This is a genomic window from Neisseria sp. 19428wB4_WF04 (genome assembly GCF_015235335.1).
Classification (GTDB): Bacteria; Pseudomonadota; Gammaproteobacteria; order Burkholderiales; family Neisseriaceae; genus Neisseria; species Neisseria musculi.
Genome location: NZ_JADGLG010000090.1, coordinates 1 through 4585 on the forward strand (window position 1 = coordinate 1; position 4585 = coordinate 4585).

General features: G+C 50.6%; 5 protein-coding genes. All 5 read right to left on the reverse strand.

Annotated features, from left to right (window positions below):
* Positions 1-814 precede the first annotated feature (814 nt).
* Positions 815-1021: a hypothetical protein gene (locus IR141_RS12050; protein ID WP_194198399.1), complete on the reverse strand. Its 207-nt coding sequence runs from the start codon at positions 1019-1021 to the stop codon at positions 815-817.
* Positions 1022-1127: 106 nt separating this feature from the next.
* Complete coding sequence (locus IR141_RS12055) at positions 1128-1451, reverse strand: addiction module antidote protein (RefSeq protein WP_085363837.1); 324 nt, start codon at positions 1449-1451, stop codon at positions 1128-1130.
* A complete protein-coding gene (locus tag IR141_RS12060) occupies positions 1444-1746 on the reverse strand; it encodes a type II toxin-antitoxin system RelE/ParE family toxin (RefSeq protein ID WP_085363836.1) in 303 nt (100 codons plus the stop codon). The genes IR141_RS12055 and IR141_RS12060 overlap by 8 nt, the downstream gene beginning before the upstream one ends.
* A gap of 136 nt (positions 1747-1882) precedes the next feature.
* Positions 1883-3637 carry a DUF927 domain-containing protein gene (locus IR141_RS12065; RefSeq protein WP_135037622.1) on the reverse strand — a complete coding sequence of 585 codons (1755 nt, stop codon included), beginning with the start codon at positions 3635-3637 and terminating at the stop codon, positions 1883-1885.
* A 169-nt stretch (positions 3638-3806) separates the two neighbouring features.
* Positions 3807-4585: toprim domain-containing protein (locus IR141_RS12070; RefSeq protein WP_135037624.1), on the reverse strand; the 779-nt coding region annotated here is incomplete at its 5' end.

Here is a 4585-nt window from a genome sequence, read left to right on the forward strand (position 1 = left end):
TGGAGCGTCTGACTTATTGCTGCGATATTTTTGAGACGGGCAATGATTCTTACCGGATGAAACACCGCTCATAGGGTGGCTCAATTTTAGACCACAACTGTGGCTCAGTTTTGGAATGGAATTGACATGGTATTTTCAGATATCCCAAATATATCTCCGTTTTTTTGGTTTATTCAATTAGACGGGATTTTACTGTATTGGATAATAAAGGCCGTCTGAAAATGCCCTTTATCGGGCTAAAATCCTTGCTGTGCTTGAATCTTGGTTTATGGCATTAGACGGTGTTAGACGTAAAAAAACAGCCCGAAAATTTGGGCTGTTTTCTTTTATTGGTGACATCGAGACTTGAATCAGCCATTTAAATATTTGGTTTAATTATAAATTTTATTTACATATTTGATAAATACCCCCAAATATACCCCCATCTTGCAAAAGTCAAAGCGTTTTTCGGCTGATTTTGTGGTTTTTTTGCGGCTTGGGGGTATGGGGTTTTGTTGGATTGAGTATAACGCATTTTGTACTGTTTTTCAGGCAGCCATAAAAAACACCAGCGGCGGGGCTGGTGTTTGTGTTTTCAGACGGCCTTATAAGCCTGCCAGTTGGTCGGGGTGGCAGTTATACACTTTGGCCAAAGTTTCGCGGCCTGTGGGCGGCTGTTTAAACGCCCTAAAAAAACATTGCTATATATGCAAAACACTGCGGGAATGGCGGGTATGCGGGTATGATGGGGTTAAAGTGTTGATATTAAATGATTAAATCATACCCGATATAAAAAAATAGGCGGGTTGGTGCGGGTATGGGGTGCGTTTTTACATTATAAGTTTATGATTATAAAGCCATACCCGCACATACCCGCACATACCCGCGTTAATTTATGTAAGCGGGTATGCGTGAAACCCTTATAAATAAAGGCTTGCGGGGGTGTTTTTAATTGCATACCCGCCATACCCGCTGATTTTTCGTTATCCTGTATAGGGAAAAATTTTTTATGAAATAATTTGATGATTTTTTGGTAAATCATTTCCTGATAGGAAACAATAAGGGGCGGGCTTGGGTAATATAAGTTTTAAAAAGGCCGTCTGAAACAAGGGGTAATTGTTCAGACGGCCTTTTTTGTATTTGGCAGTTTAGGGCTTTTCTGCCGTTTGCGGTGGCTTGGCCGTAAACGTCATTTGTACCCCCAACGCGTGTAATACTTTGGTAATGGTATCAAAGCGGGGTTTGGCATTGGGGGCTAGTGATTTGTATAGGCTTTCACGGGATACCCCCGCATCTTTGGCTACTTGCATTATGCCCCGCGCTTTGGCGGCGGTATTGATGGCCTGTAACAAAATATTGTTGTCGTTTGCGTCTATGGCTTCTTCTGCCGCCGCTTCCAAGAATAAGGCTATGTCTTCTTCGTCTTGCAAATAGCGGGCGGGGTCAAATGGGGTAATGGTGGTTTTAGTCATGGCTTAATTCCTGTTTGATTTGGTGGGCGCGGGCTATATCGGCTTGCTGTGTGCCTTTGTCGCCGCCTATCAGCATAAAAATAACGGTATTGCCGCGTATGGTGTAGTAAAGGCGGTAGCCTTTTCCGTCTGTTATTCTCATTTCGCTTATTCCGCCGCCTATGGCTTTATGGTCGCCTAAGTTGCCCAATTGGGCGCGTAATAGGCGGGCGGCAATCTTGGCTTTGGCGCGTTTGTCTTTTAGGGCGGCAAGCCATGTTTCAAAGTGGTTTGTGGTTTTGATTTGGTATTCCATATATTGATTATGTATCCGATTGGATACATTGTCAATGCGTATGCCCTGCCGTTTCAGACGGCCATAAAAAACACCAGCGGCGGGGCTGGTGTCGGGTTGGTTTTCTGCCGATAAACCTTAAGGGCTTTCAGACGGCCTATTGTTCGGCTTGGTTGCCGCTGTCTTGGCTTGGCGGCTCTATGCCTACCAGCACATAAAAACGCCCTTTGCCATAGCGTTTGAATTGCCAGCGGCTGTCTTTTCCATCACGTTTCAGCCATTTAATACCGAAAAGTACATTACAAGTCTTGTTTGTTTCAAAACTTTTGGATATTTCGTTTTCAAATACGGTGGGGATTATCCAAAATTTGTCTAAATGCGCCTGCTCTTTGCGCTTTCGATAGCCTGCGTGGTCTTGATTGGTAAATTCGCTGTTCCAATCCACAAAGCGCATGGATTCTGCGTAAAGTTGCATGAAGTCTATGGCCTGTTTGATGATTTGGTTGTCTTCATATTTGCCTGTGCCTGTGCCTGTGCGGCTGTGCCATGCGTCGAAACATTGCTTGATGCCTGCCATGCCTACCCCTGCGCCTAAGCCTGTAATGCCGTGTTTGGCGGCCAGTTCCAGCGCGGCGGCGGTTATGGCAAAGCGTAAGGCAACGGTGCGGCTTTGGCCGTCGGTATCGGGCAACATGGCCATAAAGTCGGCCATTGTGGCGCGGACTTCGTTGATGGCTTCGGGGTTTTCCAATAGCAGGCGGATAAGTGCACGGCCTGCGGTGCCGTGGTATCGGGCGGCGTGGGCGGTAATGGCTTCGCTTAAGGCTGCGCCTTTTTCGTGGCCGTGTAGGGTGTCAAAAATGCCTAAGCCTTTGCCTGCGTCGCTGGGAATATCGGGCAGGCGGGCGGCTTGGCCTGCGTTCCATTCTACGCCCGCCGTTCTTAGAAAGCTGTTTAGGGGCTTTTCGCCTGTGGAAAGTATGAAAATGCGCCAGCGGCTTAATTCTCGGTTGCCGCCGTCTTTTGCGCCCTGTACTTTGGAAACGCCGTTAATCACGGAATAGGCGGTTTGTGCTACGGCTTTGGCGTTAGCTTGGCCGATTTCGTCTAATACCAATAGGCCGTCATTGCGGGCGGCGGCGGTGTTGGTAAAGCCTAAGCCTGTGCCTGTCCATGTCAGCATAAGCGTTTCAGGGTTGCCCCATACGGATAATGCGGCTTTGGCGGCGGTTGATTTGCCATCGCGTGAATCGCCGAAAAGGTGGAATCCCCCTGCTTCGATATTCAACAGGCGGGCAAGCGGGGCGGCTAGGGCGGTGCCGATTGCCAAGCATAAGCGGCTGTTGCCTGCCATATAGCGGGCTATGCCTTGCTGCCAGTCTTCAAGGCTGCCGCTTTCGGTGTAGCTGTCGGCCTGTGATTTGTCGCCGTTGTAAATCACTTTGGCGGGCTGTTTTTTGGCGGTTATGGCTTCGCCGTTGGGCAGGATATAGGCCGTATTGTCGGCACACCAGCCCGCGCGGTTGGTTACGGTGTAGCGTTCGTTGCTGCCGTCGGTTTGCAGATAATCGGCCAGTAATTCGCGTTTTCTGCGGCTTGCCATAACGGTAATGCCGTGTGATTGCAGGCGTTGCCAGTTTACGCCGATTTCGGCCATCGGCAGGGCTTCTATGCGGGCTTTGCGGGTTACGGCATCGCGCCATCGGATAATGCGGTAATGGCTGCCTGATTCGTCGGTACAGCGTCCGATAAGCTCGATTGGGTCGGCCAGTTTCAGCGGGGGCTTTTCGTGAACTTCGCCATTATTGTCGGTTTCTACGGCAATGTAGAAAACGCCGTTTTGGGTGCATTGGAAATACGGGCGCAATTCTACCGGCTCAAATTCTTCAATGGCGGTGCCTGTGTTATTCATGATGATATTTCCTTACTGTTTCGGGCGGCCTGTATCGGCTGCCCTTTTTGTTTGCTGGTGTATTTCAGACGGCAGGCGGGTAAATCTGCGCTGTTTGGGGTGTTATCCGCTTAGGTAAGGGGTGAAGCCGTCTGAAAGGGAAACGGGCTGAAAACGCAAATACGGCGGTTTACGGCGGGGCGGTCTGTTCGTCTTGGCGGCGGTTCAGTTCGTCCAAAGCGTCAAAGCCTGCCGTTTCGGGCTGCCATATCCGTGCCTTGATGCCTGCCTTGATGGCTTTTACTGCCAAGCTGTGGGCGGCTTTAATGCCCGTGCGGTTGTCGTCGTTGTCGGCGCAAATAAACAGTTCCTGCTTTTCAGACGGCCATACAAACGAAGCCATACCGTAAGCGGATAAGGCGGCAACGGCGGGCAGGCCGAAAAGGGCGCGGGCGGCAAAGGCGGTTTCTATGCCTTCGGCAACAATCAGGCGGCCTTGTGCGTCGGGTTGGAAAAGGTGTACCGCTGCGCCTTTCAGTGCATCGGGTAAGCGGGATTGCATCTTTTTGGCGGGCAATGGCTCGCCTGTGCGCGGATGGTGGATATTCAGTTTGGTAAAGGCGGGTGCATGGTTGCCGTTTTCGCCGTATGGCTTGATATAAACCGCGTCAAGGTAGGTTTTATGCAAGCCCTGTAATTGGTCGTCGGCGGTGGTTACGGCGGCCAGCATGGCGGGGAAATAGCCGATTAACAGCGGCTTGGCCGTTTGGCCGTCGGTGTCGGTTGCCCATAGGGGTAAGGCTGCGTGATAACGGATATTGAAGGCCGCCTGAAAAGCGGTATCAGGTATGCCGCGCCCGTGCAGATATTGCGCGGCGGGGTCTTTGCCGCTGATGGGTATGGCTTCGTGCCATAGATTCAGCAAGGCGGCCTGTTTGTCTTTCGGCGGGGCGGCGGGCTTGGCAGGGG